15 protein-coding genes are annotated in these 19078 nt (G+C 56.5%); 9 read left to right on the forward strand and 6 right to left on the reverse strand.

Features of this window, described 5'->3' with window-relative positions:
- Positions 1-5 precede the first annotated feature (5 nt).
- The 3 genes from C5Y44_RS01510 (at position 6) to C5Y44_RS01520 (ending at position 5510) form a co-directional block, all read left to right on the forward strand.
- A complete protein-coding gene (locus C5Y44_RS01510) occupies positions 6-995 on the forward strand; it encodes a siderophore-interacting protein (protein ID WP_105323358.1) in 990 nt (329 codons plus the stop codon).
- 126 nt (positions 996-1121) lie between these two features.
- Complete coding sequence (locus tag C5Y44_RS01515) at positions 1122-3296, forward strand: NADP-dependent isocitrate dehydrogenase (RefSeq protein WP_105323359.1); 2175 nt, start codon at positions 1122-1124, stop codon at positions 3294-3296.
- Positions 3297-3419: 123 nt separating this feature from the next.
- The gene (locus tag C5Y44_RS01520; RefSeq protein WP_105323360.1) at positions 3420-5510 is read left to right on the forward strand and encodes a M3 family metallopeptidase; all 2091 of its coding nucleotides are present in this window, start codon (positions 3420-3422) and stop codon (positions 5508-5510) included.
- Positions 5511-5623: 113 nt separating this feature from the next.
- Here C5Y44_RS01520 and dps read toward each other — a convergent pair whose 3' ends face one another.
- Entirely contained in the window at positions 5624-6103 is a 480-nt protein-coding gene (gene dps, locus C5Y44_RS01525; protein WP_105323361.1) for a DNA starvation/stationary phase protection protein Dps, read from the reverse strand.
- Between the two features lie 135 nt (positions 6104-6238).
- On the opposite strand from dps, the gene C5Y44_RS01530 reads away from it, so the two are divergent.
- The 4 genes from C5Y44_RS01530 to C5Y44_RS01545 all read left to right on the forward strand — a co-directional run bounded on the left by C5Y44_RS01530 (position 6239) and on the right by C5Y44_RS01545 (position 10612).
- Positions 6239-6862 carry an MBL fold metallo-hydrolase gene (locus C5Y44_RS01530; RefSeq protein ID WP_105323362.1) on the forward strand — a complete coding sequence of 208 codons (624 nt, stop codon included), beginning with the start codon at positions 6239-6241 and terminating at the stop codon, positions 6860-6862.
- A complete protein-coding gene (locus tag C5Y44_RS01535; protein ID WP_105323363.1) occupies positions 6859-8046 on the forward strand; it encodes a trans-acting enoyl reductase family protein in 1188 nt (395 codons plus the stop codon). Before C5Y44_RS01530 ends, C5Y44_RS01535 begins: the two co-directional genes overlap by 4 nt.
- Before the next feature lie 110 nt (positions 8047-8156).
- The gene (locus tag C5Y44_RS01540) at positions 8157-9470 is read left to right on the forward strand and encodes an O-acetylhomoserine/O-acetylserine sulfhydrylase (RefSeq protein WP_105323364.1); all 1314 of its coding nucleotides are present in this window, start codon (positions 8157-8159) and stop codon (positions 9468-9470) included.
- Positions 9470-10612 carry a homoserine O-acetyltransferase gene (locus C5Y44_RS01545; protein ID WP_105323365.1) on the forward strand — a complete coding sequence of 381 codons (1143 nt, stop codon included), beginning with the start codon at positions 9470-9472 and terminating at the stop codon, positions 10610-10612. Before C5Y44_RS01540 ends, C5Y44_RS01545 begins: the two co-directional genes overlap by 1 nt.
- 38 nt (positions 10613-10650) lie before the next feature.
- Here the strand turns inward: C5Y44_RS01545 and C5Y44_RS01550 are convergent, their stop codons facing one another.
- Both C5Y44_RS01550 and C5Y44_RS01555 read right to left on the reverse strand, forming a co-directional pair.
- On the reverse strand, positions 10651-10968 hold the full coding sequence (locus tag C5Y44_RS01550; RefSeq protein ID WP_066840301.1) for a DUF3017 domain-containing protein: 318 nt from the start codon (positions 10966-10968) through the stop codon (positions 10651-10653).
- 24 nt (positions 10969-10992) lie between these two features.
- Positions 10993-11838: a bifunctional methylenetetrahydrofolate dehydrogenase/methenyltetrahydrofolate cyclohydrolase gene (locus tag C5Y44_RS01555; RefSeq protein WP_105323366.1), complete on the reverse strand. Its 846-nt coding sequence runs from the start codon at positions 11836-11838 to the stop codon at positions 10993-10995.
- Positions 11839-11861: 23 nt separating this feature from the next.
- On the opposite strand from C5Y44_RS01555, the gene C5Y44_RS01560 reads away from it, so the two are divergent.
- Complete coding sequence (locus C5Y44_RS01560; RefSeq protein ID WP_025387122.1) at positions 11862-12329, forward strand: tRNA (cytidine(34)-2'-O)-methyltransferase; 468 nt, start codon at positions 11862-11864, stop codon at positions 12327-12329.
- Here C5Y44_RS01560 and C5Y44_RS01565 read toward each other — a convergent pair.
- On the reverse strand, positions 12326-13813 hold the full coding sequence (locus C5Y44_RS01565) for a PH domain-containing protein (RefSeq protein ID WP_105323367.1): 1488 nt from the start codon (positions 13811-13813) through the stop codon (positions 12326-12328). The genes C5Y44_RS01560 and C5Y44_RS01565 overlap by 4 nt on opposite strands.
- On the reverse strand, positions 13810-14289 hold the full coding sequence (locus C5Y44_RS01570) for a PH domain-containing protein (protein WP_233189781.1): 480 nt from the start codon (positions 14287-14289) through the stop codon (positions 13810-13812). Before C5Y44_RS01570 ends, C5Y44_RS01565 begins: the two co-directional genes overlap by 4 nt.
- Positions 14290-14511: 222 nt before the next feature.
- Between C5Y44_RS01570 and C5Y44_RS01575 the strand changes: the two genes are divergently transcribed.
- Positions 14512-15636, forward strand: coding sequence for an HNH endonuclease signature motif containing protein (locus tag C5Y44_RS01575; protein WP_105323368.1), 1125 nt, complete (start codon positions 14512-14514; stop codon positions 15634-15636).
- A 100-nt stretch (positions 15637-15736) separates the two neighbouring features.
- Here the strand turns inward: C5Y44_RS01575 and C5Y44_RS01580 are convergent, their stop codons facing one another.
- Positions 15737-18874, reverse strand: coding sequence for an error-prone DNA polymerase (locus tag C5Y44_RS01580; protein WP_105323369.1), 3138 nt, complete (start codon positions 18872-18874; stop codon positions 15737-15739).
- Positions 18875-19078: the final 204 nt, after the last annotated feature.

Genomic DNA, 19078 nt, shown 5'->3' on the forward strand with positions numbered 1-19078 from the left:
TCTCAATGGCATTTTTCCCATTTCTCGCAACCGTCAAAAACTCCGAACGCATCTCTCCTAACTTCCAGCGGGTAACTTTTACTGGCTTAGATGACATGGGCCCCGCAGGTCACATCATGGACTTGCGCATCAAACTAGTCATCCCGGGTGACCACGGCCTGCCAAAGATGACCGGCGAAGAAAACTGGTACGACGAATGGAAAGCCATTGACCCGGACACGCGCGGTAGCATGCGCACCTACTCCATCCGCGAGTTTCGTCGAGCAGGTGAGCACGACGAAGGTGCAAACCGTGAAGCTGAGCTCGATATTGACTTCGCTCTGCACGGCGTAGGCACTCCCGATAGCGGTCCCGCCGCCACCTGGGCAGTCGAAGCACAGCCCGGCGATCAACTCTATGTGGTTGCGCCGCAGAAAGACGACGAATCCGGCCCGGGCATTGAATTTCAGCCTGGAGAGGCTACAAATGTTGTCATTTTAGGTGATGAAACTGCCCTGCCAGCTATGCTGCGCATCGCAGACGAGTGGCCTGCGGAACTCACCGGCACCATGTACTGCGAATTGGTCGATAGCGCCGATATCCCGCAGATTGATTTCCCTGCAAATCTCACGGTGAACTGGGTCCCGCGTAGCCCAGAGCATGCGTACGGTGACCTATTGGTTGAATCTGCAGCGCAGCTTTTTGAAGTTGAGAACCCACGCGGTGAATGCACCCCGCCGGAGCCATCGTCGCCGAAGGCATCGACTAGCGATGACGCCGAGCCTGCCCCGCTGGTCTGGGAAACCCCAGCCTATAGCTCTTTCGACGACGATACTGATGCCGCCGAACCAGCTTCAACTGTTGCTGAACGCTTTGCTGATACTTATTTCTGGATCGCTGGTGAAGCCGGCATGGTCACCACTATTCGTCGCATGTTGGTTAAAGGCGCGGGCATTTCCCGCCACCGCGTTTCCTTCATGGGGTACTGGAAAACCGGTGTCAAAGCGCTCGGTTAAGAGCTGATTGTGCGCACCACTTAGTCCGGCCTTATCTCAAAAGGGGGCTGCTGCTCCCAAAAGATACGGTAAACCGGTATTCTTAGATGTTGAACATTTTCCAAAACATTAATTTTTAGGAGAAGCATGGCAAAGATTATCTGGACCCGTACTGACGAAGCACCATTGCTTGCGTCCTACTCTTTCAAGCCAATCGTTGAAGCATTCGCTTCCGTTGCTGGCATCGAAGTAGAGACTGCAGATATCTCACTGGCTGCTCGTATCCTGGCTCAGTTCCCTGAGACCGAGGTTCCAGACGCACTGTCCGAGCTCGGTGAGCTAGCTAAGACCCCGGAAGCGAACATCGTAAAGCTTCCAAATATTTCAGCTTCTGAGGTTCAGCTGCGCAAGGCTATTGCCGAGCTGCAGGCTGTTGGCTTCGACCTTCCAGAGTATGACGACGCCAAGGATAAGTACGACGTAGCTAAGGGTTCCGCTGTAAACCCTGTCCTGCGTGAGGGCAACTCTGACCGTCGTGCACCACAGGCTGTCAAGAACTTTGCTAAGGCAAACCCACACCGCATGGGCGCATGGTCGAAGGACTCCAAGACCAACGTTGCAACCATGGACGCAAACGACTTCCGCCACAACGAACAGTCCGTCATCATCGATGGTGATGACACCTTGACCATCAAGCTAGTTGGCACCGACGGCGCTGAGACCGTTCTGCTCGACGGCCTGAAGGTTCTCGACAAGGAAGTTATCGACGGCACCTTCATGTCCGCAAAGGCTCTCGATGAGTTCTTGAAGGCACAGGTTGCCCGCGCGAAGGAAGAGGGCGTTCTCTTCTCCGCACACCTGAAGGCCACCATGATGAAGGTCTCCGACCCAATCATCTTCGGTCACGTTGTGCGCGCATTCTTCGCTGATGTTTACGACAAGTACGGTGAGCAGCTGCTCGAGGCTGGCCTGAACGGCGAAAACGGCCTGGGCGCTATCTACTCCGGTCTGGAGAAGCTCGACAACGGTGCTGAAATCAAGGCTGCTTTCGATGCTGCTTTGGAAAACGGCCCAGACCTGGCAATGGTCAACTCCAACAAGGGTATTACCAACCTGCACGTTCCGTCCGATGTCATCATCGACGCTTCCATGCCAGCGATGATCCGTACCTCCGGCCACATGTGGAACAAGAACGATGAAGAGCAGGACACCCTCGCTGTCATCCCTGACTCCTCTTACGCTGGTGTTTACCAGGCAGTTATCGAAGACTGCCGCGAAAACGGCGCTTACGACCCAACCACCATGGGTACCTCCCCTAACGTTGGTCTGATGGCTCAGAAGGCTGAGGAGTACGGCTCCCACAACAAGACCTTCAAGATCCCAGCTGACGGCGAAGTTCAGGTTGTGAACTCCGCTGGTGATGTTCTGATTTCTCACAACGTTGAGGCAAATGACATCTGGCGCGCATGCCAGACCAAGGATGCCCCAATCCAGGACTGGGTCAAGCTCGCTGTTAACCGTGCACGTCTGTCCGGCATGAAGACCATCTTCTGGCTCGACACCGAGCGCGCACACGACCGCAACCTGATCGACTTGGCTAACAAGTACTTGGCCGACCACGATACCGAGGGCTTGGACATTGAGATCCTCTCCCCAATCGAGGCAACCAAGGTCACCGTTGAGCGCATCCGTCGCGGCGAGGACACCATCTCTGTTACCGGTAACGTTCTGCGTGACTACAACACCGACTTGTTCCCAATTCTGGAGCTCGGTACCTCTGCAAAGATGCTCTCGGTTGTTCCTTTGATGGCTGGCGGCGGTCTGTTTGAGACCGGTGCTGGTGGCTCTGCTCCTAAGCACGTTGAGCAGGTCCAGGAAGAAAACCACCTGCGTTGGGACTCCCTCGGTGAGTTCTTGGCGCTGGCTGAGTCCTTCCGCCACGAGCAGCAGAACCACGGCAACGAGCGCGCTGGCGTTTTAGCTGCTGCACTCGACAACGCAACCGAGCGTCTGCTGACCGAAGGCTACTCCCCTTCCCGCAAGGTCAAGGAAATCGACAACCGCGGTTCCCACCTGTACCTCGCAGCATTCTGGGCAGAAGAACTGGCTAAGCAGACCGATGATGCTGAGTTGGCAGAAGGCTTCAAGGCTTTCTCCGCCAAGCTCAACGAGAACCTCGACGCAATCGCGCAGGAGCTCATCGACATCCAGGGCCAGCCTGCAGACTTGGGCGGCTACTACTGGTTCGACGAGAGCAAGGCTGAAGAAGTCATGCGTCCTTCCTCCGTTTACAACGAGATCCTGGAATCTCTGAAGAAGTAGTTCTTCCTAAGTCGCGACATCTAGACCACATCGCGTCTTAAATCCGACGACGTCCTCTTGATCCGGCACTGGGTCAAGAGGACGTCGTCATTTCACGGGTAGGCACGGGTAGATTGGTCTACTATGGCTAACCCACTACTTATTCCTTCTCAACTTCCGTATCAGCTACCACCTTTTGCTGAAATTCGCGTTGAGCATTACCGTCCGGCTTTCGCTGAAGCACTCTCACGTCACGCGGCAGAAATCGCTGCCATTGTGGATAATCCTGAAGCACCTTCATGGGCTAATACTGTGGAGGCTTGGGAGCGTTCCGGCCGCGACCTCGAACGGGTCATGTCGGTCTTCGGCAACCTCTCGGGCACGGATATCACCGAGGAAATGGAAGAGATTGCCGCGGATATTTACCCGCAGCTTTCAGCGCACTTGGATGCGATTTATCAGAACGCAGCACTGTACGAGCGCTTCAAGTCCGTCACGGCACCAGAAGATACAGAATCGCAGCGCTTACATGAGCACCTGCTGCGTACTTTCACGCGCAAGGGCGCCGAGCTTTCCGATGCCGACAAACACACCCTGTCCGAAATCAACCAGCGCCTATCCACTTTGTCAGAAGAATTCGGCCGGAATTTGATGGCAGATACCCGGGCCCGCGCGGTGCAGTTTAACAACGCCGAGGAGCTTGCTGGCCTGCCGCAAGACCGCATCGATGCGGCAGCGGCGTACGCCAAAGAACTCGGCAAGGAAGGCTACGTCTTCCCGCTGGAGTTGCCGTCGGTGCAGTCCGAGCAGCAGCGCCTAGCAACGCCGGACGCCCGCGCAGCGCTTTACGATGCCGCCCGTCTGCGCGGCACGGAAACCAACTCCGCAGTGTTGGTGGAGATGGCGCAGCTACGCGCACAGCGCGCCCAGTTGCTGGGTTATGACACCCACGCGGATTACGTCATTGCTGAAGAAACCGCCAAGGAAGCATCGGCGGTAAGTGACATGCTGCGCGGTTTGGTGCCTGCCATTAATACCAATGCGGCCGGCGAGCACAAGATTTTGGCCGAAGAGGCAGAGCTTAATGGCGAAAGCTTCGGCCCCGCTGACTGGCCTTACTGGGAAGCCAAGGTGCGCCAGCGTGATTTCGCTTTGGATGAAAATGAGCTGCGCAAGTACTTCCCGTTGGACGCAGTGCTTGTCGATGGCGTCTTCGCCGCCGCCCATCGCCTCTACGGCATCACGGTGATTCCGCGCGATGATTTACAAGGTTACGCCGAGGGCGTGCGCGTGTGGGAAGTCTTCGATGATGGCCAAGAGCAAGAACCCAACACCGGTATCGGTCTTTTCCTCACCGACTACTTCGGCCGTCCCACCAAGCGCGGTGGCGCATGGATGTCAACCTTTATGGAGCAGTCGCATCTTCTTCAGACTCGCCCGGTGGTCATCAACGTCATGGGTATCTCGCGCCCGGCTGATGGCTCGACGCCGTTGCTAAGCCTCGATGAACTACACACCGTCTTCCACGAATTTGGCCACGCGCTGCATGGTCTGCTTTCCGATGTCCGCTACCCTACCTTCTCCGGCACCAACGTTCCGCGCGACTGGGTGGAATTCCCTTCGCAAATCAACGAAAACTGGGCACTCGATCCGGCGCTGGTGAAAAACTACGCGCGCCACGTCGACACCGGTGAGGTCATCCCCGACGAGCTTCTCGATGCCGTCTCCAAGGCCTCCCAGTTCGGCCAAGGCTTCGCCACCGCCGAATACGTCGCAGCATCCATTATCGACCTCGCATGGCACTCGCTGTCTCCTGAGGAGGCAGTGAAGCTCGAGTCCACCCCAGAAGCTATCGCCGAGTTTGAACAATCTACTTTGGACGCTGCCGGCATGGATATCGACGCCATCGCGCCGCGTTACCGTTCCACCTATTTCCAGCACATCTTCGCCGGCGGCTACTCCGCCGGCTACTACTCATACCTGTGGGCAGAGGCCCTCGACGCCGACGGCTTCGAGTGGTTCCGCGAAGAGCACGCCGCCACCCCAGCCGACGACTCTGCGTCGGCCGAAGTTTCTGATGAAGCAGCGAAAAAAGCAGGTCAGCGCTTCCGCGACCTGATCTTGTCCACCGGCGCCTCGCGGGATTTCTCCGAGGTCTACGCCGAGTTCCGCGGCCGCGACAAGGACCTCACACCACTATTGGTCCGCCGCGGACTAAACACCCCAATCGTCTAATACTCGACAGGCCAATACACAACAGAAGCGGAGGCCATCCTAGAGTGGATGGCCTCCGCTTCTGCTCTACTCCTTTATTAGAGCCTCAGTGCCAGATGCTCAAACCGCGAAGCTTAAGCGTTGTCGAGGTGTGCCCGCACGAACCACTGGAACTTCTCCAGTTCAGCAGATTGTGCGATGAAGATATCTTCGGTGATTGGGTCGATATCGCCGGCGACCTTCAAGGATTCACGGACGTTTTCGATGACGGTAGTGTAAACCTCATCGATAGCCGCGAGGTGATCTTGGGTGTTAGCGCGGTTGAGGTCATACTTCAACGGAGTGCGATCTTCAGCCTGCGCCTTTGGCGTACCCAGTGGCTCGAAGCCCAGGGTGGAGACGCGTTCAGCGACTTCGTCTGCGTAGCCGCGAACCAGTTCAATTTGTGGGTCAAGCATCTCATGAACAGCAATGAAGTTTGGTCCCACAACGTTCCAGTGGGCATGCTTCAAAATCAAATGCAGGTCATTGTAATCATTCAGACGAGCCTGCAGCTCTTCAGAGAGCTTCTTGGAATCAACATCGGACAAACCAGGAACAGTGTACTGAGTCATGACTCCATTATAGCCCGAATTTAGTTTTCTTGCATGAAGTTTTACACCCATCACCGCAGGTCAGGCCTTAGGTTAGCCTCAGGCTACCAGGGTGCCCGGCACCACAAGATCCGCAATATTATCTAGGCTGGAGCTATGAAACTTACTCTCCATGGACATTCCTGCGTTTCTGTTGCCACCGATGAAGGCGTCTTCGTTATTGACCCGGGCCCAGCGTCCAATCTGGCCATCTTGGCGTCTGCCGATGCGGTACTTCTTACCCACTCGCATCCAGACCATGTTGATGCAGATACCGTCAAAGCATCCGGTCTGCCGGTATGGGGTCCTGCTGATGCCGTCGGCCTCATCGGCGAAGGCACCGTGCTGCGCCCTGGCGAATCTTTTGAGCTTTTAGGCACCACCATCCACGCTGTCGGCGGATTACACCACGAGATTCATCCACGCCTGCCGCGCCCAGTGAACTTGGGATACTACTTCAACGGTGTCCTCCACCCCGGCGACCAGTACATTAAGGGTCTGCACAACGTCGACGTACTGCTGCTGCCGATTTCCGCGCCATGGGTAAAGAACTCCGAGGCCGCCGCCTACGCTCGCACCGTTTCCGCCACTCGCACCATCCCCATTCACGATGGCGTACTGAGCAAGTTCGGGCGCACGCTGTACGACAACGTCATGGTCAAGATGAAGGTCCCCGGCTACGCACGGCTTGAAGAAGGCACCCCCTTGGATCTTTCACAGCCCCTAGAATTGGATGAATGACACCTCCCACCAACGCGCGCGAATTCGACATCATCGTGTTCGGTGCCACCAGCTTTGCTGGAAAGCTCACCGCGCAATATCTGGTAGACAACTACCCAGAGCTTGCCATTGCGGTTGCCGGACGCAATGAGTCAAAGCTGCAAGAATTAGCTCACACATCAAGTATTGAGTTGCCCATACTTGTTGCGGATGCATCGCGTATCGATGAACTACGTGAATTAACCGCGCGCACTAAGGTTCTCATCTCCACTGTCGGGCCGTATACCTACTTTGGCGACAAAGTCGTCGAGGCATGCGTCAACAACGGCACCCACTACGTCGATCTGTGTGGGGAGGCGCTGTTTATTCGACGGGGCATCGATAAGTGGCACGCCAAAGCTGAAGAAACCGGCGCGAAGATTGTGCATTCTTGTGGCTTCGATTCTGTCCCTTCCGACATGGGCATGTTTCATCTGCATCAGGTTTCTCAAGCTTCATTTAGCACAGTCACCATGGCCGTGGAGTATCTTTCCGGTGGGTTATCGGGCGGCACCATCGATTCCATGCGCGCAGTTAGTGCGGATGCCAAGAAGATGGAAAAAGGCGGCGCTATCTTGCACAGCCCGTATACGCTTTCCCCAGACCACAAGCTTGAGCCAGACCTGGGCGAGCAAAAAGACCTCGAGGTCACCTTTGATCCCTTGACGGGCCAGTGGACCGGACCGTTTTTCATGGCGATGTTTAACACCCGCGTCGTGCGCCGTTCCAATACCCTGTCCAGCTACGCCTATGGCGACAAGTTGCGCTACCGCGAAGCGATGACCACAGGATACGGGATAAAGGGCCGCATCAAAGCCCAAGCATTGTTGGCAGTCACGGCGCTAGGCTTTGCGATGGTCATGAATAAACACCTCGCGCGTTTTTTACCCAAGCCCGGCGATGGCCCAAAGAAATTAGACGACGGCGGATTCCGCATTACCCACTATGGTCTAAGCACCACCGGCGCATTGCATACTGCCACGGTGACGGCGCAGGGCGACCCGGGATATCGCGTTACCTCGATGATGTTGGGTGAAGCAGCCGTGGTCTTAGCCACCGAACCCGCCGGACTACCCGAGGTTTCAGGCGGCATTCTCACTCCCGCCACCGCGCTCGGCGCACCGTACATCAAGGCCCTGAATGCGCACGGAATGAAGTTTTCCTAGACCGCTCATTTCCAGAAACAATACCGCTTTGTCTATTTATATTCGCTTTCTGCCAGCGTCTTTATTTTGAAAAGTGAAAGCCTCCCGCTTCCGCGAGTACGGTGCCAGGTATGACGAAATACGATAACAGCAACTTTGAAAACTGGTCGATTGAAACCCGCGCTTTGCACGTGGGTCAAGATTTGGACGGATCCACCAACGCCCGCAACGTCCCTATCTACCAGACCACTTCTTATGTCTTTGACTCCGCCGAGCACGCAGCAAACCGCTTTAACCTTTCTGATGCCGGCCCAATTTATACCCGCCTGACCAACCCCACCACGGGTGCTTTAGAAGCACGCATCGCAAGCTTGGAAGGCGGCGTTGACGCGGTAGCTTTCGCATCCGGTCAGGCAGCGCAGACCGCAGCCATCATTAACCTGGCTTCTGCTGGTGACCACATCGTTTCTTCCCCACGCCTGTACGGCGGTACCAACACCCTGTTCACCATCACCCTGGCGCGCTTAGGCATTGAAGTTAGCCTCGTTGAAAACCCAGACGACCCACAGTCTTGGGCAGATGCAGTAAAGCCTAATACCCGCGCATTTTATGCAGAGACCTTCGGCAACCCAGTCGCAGACGTCTTGGACATCCCAGCGGTAGCTGAGGTTGCACACAATAACCAGGTACCACTGATCGTGGACAACACCATCGCGACCGCTGCAGTCGCACGCCCACTGGAGCTCGGCGCTGACATCGTCGTCGCATCGACCACCAAGTTCTACTCCGGCAACGGCTCCTCCATCGGCGGCATCCTCGTGGACGGAGGCAAGTTCGACTGGACCGTTGAGCGCGACGGCAAGCCAGTCTTCCCATATTTTGTCACCCCAGACGCTGCCTACCACGGACTGAAGTACGCAGACCTCGGCGCACCAGCATTCGCGTTGAAGGCACGCGCGGGCATCTTGCGCGATACCGGCGCCGCAATGTCGCCATTTAACGCCTGGGTCACGCTGACGGGTCTGGAAACGCTGCAACTGCGCATCGATAAGCATGGCGAAAACGCGCAAAAGGTAGCCGAGTACCTCGAAGCACACGACAAGGTCACCAAGGTCAACTATGCCGGCCTGGATTCGAGCCCGTACAAGGAAGTCAAAGAACGCCTGGGCTACACCTCCACCGGTTCGGTCCTGTCCTTTGAAATCGAAGGCGGCAAAGATGAGGCATGGGCATTTATCGATGCTTTGAAGCTGCACTCTAACCTGGCGAATATTGGCGATACCCGCTCGCTGGTTGTGCACCCTGCAACCACCACGCACTCGCAGTCCGATGAGGAAGGCCTGCGCGTTGCAGGTATCACCCAATCCACCATCCGTTTGTCGGTCGGTATCGAAAACATCGACGACATCATCGCTGACCTTGAGTTGGGATTCTCCGCGATCTAATGGTTTCACCGCACGTATCACTTGCCGATGAAGGCGTTTTGACCACGGTCCCAATCGGATCTTTTACCACTGAAGCCGGGGCTGACATCGCCAGCGTTGATATCGCATATCAGCGCTGGGGGAAATTCCGCGGCTCCAATGTGCTGCTCATTGAGCATGCGCTCACGGGCGACTCTGATGCTGCCACGTGGTGGTGTGACCTGGTGGGGCCAGGCAAAGCGCTGGACACGGATTCTTGGTGCGTTATCGCCACCAATGTCTTAGGCGGCTGCAATGGCTCAACCGGTCCGAGCTCGGATTTAGACGGCAAGCCCTATGGTTCGCGCTTTCCGGCGGTGTCCATTCGCGACCAGGTGGAGGCGGAAAAGCGATTCCTGGATGTTCTGGGCATCACTGAGGTTCACGCCGTTATCGGCGGCTCCATGGGTGGGGCGCGGACGCTAGAGTGGACGTTGCTGTACCCGGAGATGCTCCAGGCAGCGTGCGTTATTGCCGTGTCGGCGCGGGCTTCGGCCTGGCAGATTGGCATTCAGTCGGCGCAGATCTCTGCGATTGAGCGCGACCCGCTGTGGCAAGGTGGTGACTACTACGACGGCGAATACCCTGCTGAAGGTTTGGCTGCGGCACGCCGGATTGCGCACTTGACCTACCGCGGGGAAATGGAAATCGATGAGCGCTTCGGTACCTCGGCGCAGGCGGGGGAAAATCCGCTCGGCCCTTACCGCAAACTGGATCAGCGCTTTGCCGTCAATTCCTACCTGGATTATCAGGGAGCGAAGCTAACGCAGCGTTTCGATGCAGGCTCGTATGTCACCTTGACCGAATCCCTCAACCGGCACGACATTGGCCGCGGGCGAGGCGGGCTTAACAAGGCCTTGGCCTCTTCGGAGGTTCCGACCATGGTAGTGGGCGTGGATACAGATATCTTATACCCGTATCACCAGCAAGAACACATCTCCCGCAACCTAGGCAACCTGTTGGCGATGGCCAAGCTGTCCTCGCCCGTCGGTCACGATGCCTTCTTGGTCGAAGGCCGCCAGATGGACCGGATTCTGCGCAACTTTATCCAGCAGTCCTTGCCTAATGCGACAGAAAGTGTCGATGGTGTGGAATACCGGCTAGGCGACGAATACATCATCTAGCAGGATGCGTGCTTCGGGGAGCGCGCATCCCGTGAGCATTAGCTTCCGAGGGCATCCACCGATGCAGAGAGCCACACAAGCGCTGCGCCGAGGGCAGTAGAAAATGCCATGTCGAATCGGCGCGAGCGCACGGCGAATACGCCTACCCGGTCAGAATCACAGGTTCTGCGCACGACCGCGAGCCAAATCATGGCGGCGCCTAACAGGAAAGTAGCGCGGCGCCAATGCTCCATCAGGCTCATCACGCCGGAAGCCACAACACCGAGGCCAAACAGCGCGATAAATACCCACTGCAGCCAGCCTGGTAATGGCGAAGGCTTCAAGTGGATATCGTGCGGGTTCGACACTGACAGCATATCTTTTAACGTTATCTACTTCGGTTACTTTGCTGCGAGCTGCTCTGCGCGCTCGACGATGTTAGAGACCAAGAAGGTACGGGTCAGTGGGCCTACCCCACCTGGGTTCGGGGAGATAAATCCGGCCTTTTCCCACACGTCAGGGTGTACGTCGCCGGCGAGTTTGCCATCGACACGCGAGACTCCCACGTCCAAGATAGCTGCGCCTTCTTTGACCATATCGGCGGTGAGCATGTGTGGCTTGCCTGCTGCAGCGATGATGATGTCAGCTTCCAAGGTTTCTTTCTTCAGATCCTTAGTACCGGTGTGGCACAAGGTCACCGTGGCATTTTCGCTACGGCGTGTCAGCATCAAACCAATTGGGCGGCCCACGGTCACGCCACGGCCGATGACAACCACCTTGGCGCCGTCAATTTCAACGTTGTAGCGGCGCAGCAAAGAAATGCAGCCATTTGGAGTACATGGCAGTGGTGCTTCTTCATTAAGCACCAGCTTGCCGAGGTTGACAGGGTGCAGACCGTCAGCATCTTTTTCCGGGTCAATCAATTCCAGGATGCGGTTTTCATTGAGATGCTTCGGCAGCGGCAGCTGAACGATGTAGCCGGTGACATTGTCATCGGCGTTGAGCTCTGCAATGACTGCTTCAAGTTCTTCCTGGGTGGTGTCTTCTGGCAGATCTTTACGAATCGAGGCGATCCCAAGCTCTTCGCAATCGCGGTGCTTCATCTTCACATAAGAGTGTGAACCTGGATCGTCTCCTACCAAAACGGTAGCCAGCCCTGGCTGCTTATCCAGTGCGGCAACTCGCTTTTTGAGGTCTTCAAATAGCTCGGCGCGGTACAGTTTTCCATCCAAAGTGGTTGCAGTCATGCACCCATCTTAAACTTATGGTTATGCCGTTACACATCGTGTTCGATAATCCTGTCATTCCCACCAATACTGGCAACGCCATCCGCACCGCCGCGGTGACTGGCGCCAAGCTGCACTTGGTGGAACCACTGGGCTTTAACTTTGACGATAAGCACCTCAAACGCGCAGGCCTTGACTACCATGACCTGGCAGATCTGAAAATCCACGCCGACTTTGACGCGTGCATGGAAGCGTTGCCCGGCGCGCGGGTATTCGCGTTTACAACCTCTGCCACCAAGTGGTTCAGTGATGTCGAATACACCGACGGGGACATACTACTTTTCGGCACCGAACCAAGCGGCCTGCCGGCCGAGCATCTCGCCCATCCGCGGATCACTGAAGAGGTACGCATCCCGATGGTTCCAGCACGCCGCTCGATGAATCTCTCCAATGCCGCTTCTACTGCGGTCTACGAAGCCTGGCGCCAGCTCGGCTTCCCCGGTGGCGTCTAGTCTTTTCGTTCGACCTCGGCGATGGTGGGTTGGCTGGCGGATGTCATGGCGGGAAGCTTGCGGGCACGCAGCCTATCCATTATTTCCACGCAGGCAGTAAATTCTAAGTCTTCCCCTGCTAAGGTGGCAGGACCTGCGACCATCTCAAACCTCACGGTGCCTAAGCGCAGCATCTGACGAATCGGACCTGCCTTAAACGTCAGCTCCTGGATGTGCGAGGTAGTCACCGCAGTTACCCGACGATTAATCCGGCCGGCGTGCGCGATGGCGATGGTGTCATCGTCAAGCAGCGTAACCGCCTGCTTGGTATGGTCCAGCGGCGACGACCAGACCGCACGCTTCGGGGAAGTGAAATCGGCCTGTGTATGCCCTTCGGGCTGTGCGTACGTCGCGATTTGTTCTGCGGTCAAGTCACTGACGCGTTCAAATAATGTCAGCGCGAGTTCCCTACTGCCGACGGGAAGAATGCGCGTCGAGCCAGATTGTTTGCCACCACTGGCTTGCCCATATCCTGCTACGGAGACATTGACTTCGTACCAACCGAAGAAACGCCACAACAGCGGCTGGGTAATGCGCACCCCGTGAATACGTTCAATGCGGATGGATTGCCGGCGACGGTCGGCTAAACCGTAGGCAATATTGAGCGTATTTTCTTCCTCGTTGACCTGTGCATTAAAACGCCAAGAAGAATCCAACAAGCCCCACACGGAGGGGACGATACCGACCAGAATCGGAACAACAGTGCTCAAAGGGACCGGGGTGACAATAATGACGACGACAAAAGCCACGGTAAAAATCGTGGTGGCGCGCAAAGTGGCGGCCACTATTGAACGGCGAATCGGGATCTCCGGGACAATATCTGGGTTGGTTTGATCCTCGTTAGTTTGCTCTGGTTCATCGTCAAGCGCTGCATCGACGACCCCGTGCACGTGGGCGAGGACTTCCAAGCGTAAATCCTCTGCTTCGGCTTTCTTCAGGTAAGCAATTTCAATCACTGACGAGGTACCGCCGGCAGTTTCCACGCGCACCGCCGCCAGGCCAAAGATGCGCGCGATGAGATTTTCTACCACGTCGACAGCCTGCGTGCGGTCATAACGGGCAGAGCGCAGTGACTTCGATAGCACTCCCCGACGCAAAGAAATTTCTTCTTCTCCGAGCTTGAAGCCTAAGCGCCGCCACCAGATGCCAGAAACAAACCACAAAATCAGGCACAGCAGAATAAAACCGCCCACCGCAATGGCAGTTCCCCGCATTGCTTCGCCTAAGTGACCATCGTTGAAGAAAGCGTAGATATCACCCAGCACTTCCAGATTTACCTGCAAAACAAAGACGGTGATCATGGCCAGAATTACCGACCAAAAGCGCAGCAGAGGGGTTAGGCGGTGTACGCGCCGGTAGCCTGCATCGGGAGTTGCGGCATCTGCATCAATCGCCGCAACGTCTTCGGGAGCCTCACTACGTTCTTCTTCAAAGTCGTGGCTCATAGACCGCTCATCCTCTCTCGCGCCTTATCGGCCAAGCGCTCACGCAGAGCATCGGCGGTATCTGCCTCGAGTCCTTTGACGGTCGCATCGGTGCCAGCTGATGCGGTGTGCAGCTTGACGCTTTTCAACCCGTACATGCGCGCAATCGGGCCGGAGGAAACATCCACGAATTGAATACGGCCATAGGGCACGACGGTAAACCTGTGCCATAAACGGCCCTTAGTAATTAGCAGCTCATCATCGGTCTCTTGCCAGCCCATGAGTTTGACTTGGGAAGGAATGAGCCACAACAGCCATAGGATCAACGCGACGAAGACGCCGGCGACGATATAAAAGGACCAGTGCAAAAAATAGCCCGCGACGCCCGCTGCAATTGTAAAAAACGCCATCCAAGAAAGATTGACAATATAACGTGCTTTGATCAGTTGCCTGGATACCGGATTCATGCCATCGGGTACGACGTCGCGTGAGTTCATAAAGCCCCACCCTAGTGGAATTCCCTACTGCCCCGCGATAGAAAAGTGTCTCCTTGTGGTCGTGCGTGGCAGCCCCAGAAGGCTCCAAACTACTCTCAATTCCTGCACAAATGGGCTTCCTGTGGATAACCTTGCCAGTTGCGTGACGTGTCAACGTAGTTATCCACAGATTTTCAAGCTTGCACTAGCGCACACTTGCAAAGGCGTTTTAGTGTCAAAGTTATGAACGGACAACAAATAATAAAACTCTTCTACACCAGCGGAATACCCATCCTCCGCGACGTTTATCAGTGCTCCCCACACGACCTCGCCGGTGACCTGATGCCACTGAACACCGCACGCAAATACACCAGGCTTGCCGATGTCCTCTTCGGGCCCGCTGACTCGCCCAAGGCGCAGCGCGATTCAGTAGCGCTTGCCGAAGCAAGGCAATTAAGCCTCGAATACTTAGACATGGTCAATAAACACGCCAAGAAACTCAACGCCCGCGGCGCCGCGTGGAAACTGCGTGCAGAACTTATCGCTTATGAAGGCACCTTCGAAGAAGTCGAAGCCCACGCGAAAAAGCGCGTTACCGAAGAAGGCGGCGACACCAAAAAGAAACCCGGTGTGCGCGTAGGTCGAGCTATCGACGGTCTCCGCACCATCTCTATCACTGATACCCAACGCCGCATTACCGATTTAGAAAAGACGCTTGATGCTGGCATCAAGCACGATGAGGACCAACCACGCTCCGAAGCCCTTCTGGAGCCTTTCTGGGATTTAGTCGAAGGCAATGGTACTGGCCTCATCAAACCTGAATACCGCACCGTCATCGCTATCGGTCTCGATGATTTCGCCAAAGTCTCCTGCGGCAAAGGCGACGAGGTCATCATTGGACTATCTGATGGCACCACCATGACCGGCGCAGAATTTATCAACGCCGCGATGGAAGGAGCCCTCGGCGACAAGCTCTTCGTCGGGCTCTTCCACCCCACCGCCGGACCCGTCAACCTCTACGAAGCGCGGTTCGCATCCGAGAAACTACGCGCCCTAGCCATGGCAGAGAACCTGGTATGCCCCTGGCCAGACTGCAATGTTCCGGCCGATAGGTGCCAAGTCCACCACATCGACGCCCACAAACACGGCGGACACACCAAACCCTCGAATCTAACGATGCTGTGCAAATATCACAACGGCGTCAACGACGACGATGACCCGAGTAATCCCGGGGCACAGAAAAGAAAACGACCGAGCCGTGGCAGAATGCGACGCCACCGCGGCAAAGTCCGACTGCACACCCCAGGCGGCAAACTAGTGGGCAATACGCATGACCTGAGCAGCATGGGGGCGATGAACCTCATCTAAAACCAAGGCGCTCCCCACCGCTAGCAAAAACTAACTAGCCAAACAGGCTGGTTAGCCAATTTGGCGATCCTTTTCCCGAAAGTGCGAATTCTTCGCACGTCTAGTGGAAATCTCGGCTGCCGCGTGAGAAGAAACTTCCCACATCGAGTGCTTCCAATTTGTCGGCAGTAACTGTTGCTGCTCCATTAGCGTTAGAGACAATTCCGCGAATCACCAAAGCCTTCGCGGTGCGCGCAACGACCTTGTTGCGCTTCCACAGCCCCGGGGTCACCATCACATTAATCAGCCCGGTTTCATCTTCGAGGCCGAAAAAGGTCACGCCGCTCGCGGTCTGCGGGCGCTGGCGGTGGGTGACAATACCCGCCACGCGAATCCGCGAACCGTCTTCGGCAGTCTTTAACTCCGCCGCGGTTAACACGCCTGGTGGGCGAATTAGCTGCATTGGCTGCAGATTATGCGTAACACCCGTCGAGGAAATATCGGTCGCTACCAATTCCATCAGGCTCATCCCGGGCAGCGCGGGAGCTTCGGTAATCGTTAGCCCCGGCAGCATGCCCTCGCGCTCCGTTGCCGCCACACGCGCATTCCATAACGCTTGCCGGCGACTTAGCCCAAAGCAATCCAACGCACCTGCTTTTGCCAGTGCCTCCAAATTCGCCGTGTTCAAATCAGCCCGGCGCGCTAAATCCGCCATGTCCTTGTACGGCGCATTCTCCTCAATGCGATCGGTGACTTTGCTTAGTCCCTGCACGAGGTTGAGTCCCACGCGAATGGCAAAAGCACCATCTGAGTGCGCTTCGAGGCGGGCCTCGGTGCCAGAGGCGTTGACATCGACGGGCAAAATGCGCACCCCATGCCGGCGGGCATCCTGGATAAGCGACTGCGGCGAGTAAAACCCCATGGGCTGCGCGCGCAGCAAACCGACGCAGAACTCCGCCGGGTAATAGTGCTTAAACCACGCCGAGAAATACACCAGGGAGGCAAAAGACTGTGCGTGCGATTCGGGGAAGCCATAGGCTGCAAACGCCACGATCTTATTCCACAAGGTCAAGGCGACCTCGCCCTCAATCTGGTTGGTTTCCCACAGGCCAGTAAAGAAACGCTGGCGCAGTGCCTCCATACGCTCTGGGGAGCGTTTCGAGCCCATCGCACGGCGCAGCTCGTCGGCTTCGGCGCCGGTAAAGCCGGCTGCATCGACAGCAATCTGCATCAGTTGTTCCTGAAACAGCGGAATACCTAAGGTCTTGCCCAGGGATTTCTCCAGCACCGGATGATCATAGGTGACTTCTTCTTCCCCATTGCGCCGGCGCAGATACGGGTGCACCGAACCACCTTGGATGGGGCCGGGACGAATCAGGGCAACTTCCACCACTAGGTCAAAAAAGCGGCGGGGTTTAAGACGCGGCAGGGTTGCTAGCTGCGCGCGGGATTCGACTTGGAATACCCCCACGGCATCGGCACGCGACAACATCGCGTAAACCTCCGGGTCCGCAAGGTCCAGCTCCCAGAGATTGATGGTCTTGCCGCGGGTTTCTTTCACCAAATCCACCATGTGGTGAATAGCTTCGAGCATGCCTAAGCCCAGCAGGTCGAATTTCACCAGCCCGGCTGCGGCACAGTCGTCTTTATCCCACTGCAGCACCGAACGATTATCCATGCGCGCCCACTCCATGGGCACGACATCGGCAATCGGGCGGTCGCATAAGACCATACCGCCTGAGTGGATGCCTAAATGCCGGGGTTGGCCGCGAAATTGCTCGGCAAGGTTAGAGACGTCTGCGGGAGGATCCGCAATACCTTTCGACCACGCATCGCCGGCGCCTTGCGGGTAGCCCAAGGCACGCGCGGCATCGCGAAGCGCGCCCTTGCGGCGGTAGGTAATTACATTCGCTACCTGCGCGGCGCGGTCACGGCCGTAGAAATCATAGACGTACTGAATGACTTCTTCCCTACGGCCAGATTCAATATCAACATCGATATCGGGCGGGCCATCGCGGTCCGGGGATAAAAAGCGCTCAAACAACAACTGCGCCGAAATCGGCTCCGCATTAGTAATGCCGAGGACAAAACACACCACGGAGTTCGCCGCCGAACCACGGCCCTGACACAAGATACTGTTGCGGGAACAGAAATCGACGATATCGGTGACAATCAGAAAGTAGCCGGGAAAGCCTAGCTTTTCGATGACCCCCAGCTCATGCTCAATCTGCTTTTTCGCTTTGTCCCACGACTTTGGGTGCGCACGGTAGCGCTGCGGGGCACGCTGGGCGACAAGCTCGCGCAGCCAGCTCATTTCATCAAAACCTTCGGGTACCTCGCAGTGCGGCAGGTTCGGGGCGAGCGCGTCCCAGGTAAATGCGCACGCTCGAGCAAGCTCAACGGTAAAGGCGATTTCCTCAGCGCGGTTGGGCACAAGCATGCGCATCTGCTCGCCCGAGCGCAGCCACTGCGCACCCATGGGATGTTGGGCCGGTTCTGCCTGTTCCAAAGATTCCCGCCGAAACAATGCGTGCTTCGCCGCGGCCAAGCGCGTATGCGTGCGCGTCGCGGCAGCCGGCAGCGCGGTAGCAATCGCGCGCAACTGATGCCGCGCGCACATGGCATCTACTATGTCGTGGTGGTCAGTATCTTCTGGCTTAAGTGTTGCGGCATATTCCAGCACCACATTCTCGGCGCCAAAAGCCGCCACCAGCTCGTCAAGCTCATCTGCCCACTCGTAACCGACGATAATAACGCACTCCTCGCCCAGGTGTTCGGCAACTTCCGCAGGTGAAGGATAACGCACTTCGTCTTTTTCGCCCGTCGCCATCCGCGCCTGCGCCACCAGTCGCGATAGACGCCGATACCCTTCTGGCCCACGCGCGATCGCAAGCAGGCCTTTGCCGATGGACAGCTCCACGCCATAGACCGTCGGCAGTTCACGCAAAGCAGCTGCTTCGGCAAATTTCATCAAGCCATAAAAGCCATCACGATCCACAATCGCTAAAGCTTCTAACCCCAGCTCAACTGCTCTATCCACCATCTCTTCTGGTTCGGAAGCTCCAGCTAAAAAGGAGTAGCATGAGATGGCATGTAGTTCCGCAAAAGGTACTTGAGATTGGGCCTTAGGACGGCGCGGGGTGGCATCGATAAGCTGTGGCGAATCGTCATAAACCCGCACGGGAGTAGGCCCTGGCCGGCCGGATAAAATCCTTTCAATGCGCGACCAAGACAGCTGACTTCCGCCGTTGAACCTCATAGCGAAAACACTACACCCAATGCGAACTCCTGTTCTAATCCCCAAGGAACGGGCATCTCGCCCGCGACAGCCAGCAGGCGCCCTAGCAAAAAGCTGCGAGAAACAGTGCGGTCTATTAATATTCAGCGGCGTGAAAATTGCTATACAAGCTGGTTACAGGCAGCGAAAACACCTATTGCAACCATCGTGAATAAAACGTCGAAT

Origin of the sequence: Corynebacterium sp. J010B-136 (assembly GCF_002967075.1) — a bacterium.
In the GTDB taxonomy this organism is placed as follows: Bacteria; Actinomycetota; Actinomycetes; order Mycobacteriales; family Mycobacteriaceae; genus Corynebacterium.